Origin of the sequence: Phocaeicola sp. RTP21198st1_B8_RTP21198_201120 (genome assembly GCF_040929485.1) — a bacterium.
GTDB lineage: Bacteria > Bacteroidota > Bacteroidia > Bacteroidales > Bacteroidaceae > Phocaeicola > Phocaeicola dorei.
In genome coordinates, this window is sequence record NZ_JBCOCI010000561.1 from 1 (window position 1) to 629 (window position 629).

At 41.8% G+C, this 629-nt stretch carries 1 protein-coding gene; it reads left to right on the forward strand.

The genetic code is table 11. The annotated features are described in order from the left end of the window. A partial coding sequence (locus AB5935_RS28100) for an asparagine synthase-related protein (protein WP_368328115.1) occupies positions 1–411 on the forward strand: 411 nt, incomplete at its 5' end. Positions 412–629: the final 218 nt, after the last annotated feature.

Below are 629 nucleotides of genomic sequence, written 5' to 3' on the forward strand. Positions count from 1 at the left end.
GCTAAAATGTGCCCCGGAAAGGAAATTGAGAAACGGATTGTTCGCGAAGCCTTTGCCGAGATGTTACCGGAAAGTGTGGCGTGGAGACAAAAAGAGCAGTTCAGTGACGGTGTAGGATATTCATGGATTGACACATTGAGGGAAATCACAGCTGCTGCTGTGAGCGATCAGCAAATGGAACATGCTGCCGAACGCTTCCCTATCAACACGCCACAAAATAAAGAAGAATACTATTATCGCAGTATCTTTGAAGAGCATTTCCCCAGTGAAAGTGCAGCACGCACCGTACCCAGTGTTCCCAGTGTGGCATGCTCCACAGCAGAAGCGCTGGCGTGGGATATTGCTTTCAGGAATCTGAATGAGCCTAGCGGACGTGCGGTGAGAGGAATACACGAAGAGGCCTATACTTAACTGATAAGAATAACAGAATCTGCTCTTTCTGTTATTCTTTTGTAACATTTCTATTTTAAAATCTCAAGGATTAACGCAGATTAGCATATTATTGTCTGATTTGCGTTTTCTTTTTTATAATTTTGAGGCCAAACCAAATTAAATCTATCAAACTTTTAAAAGACCAAACAAATGAATTTAAAAAAAATGATGATGGCTTCTGCCCTTCTAATGGTTGC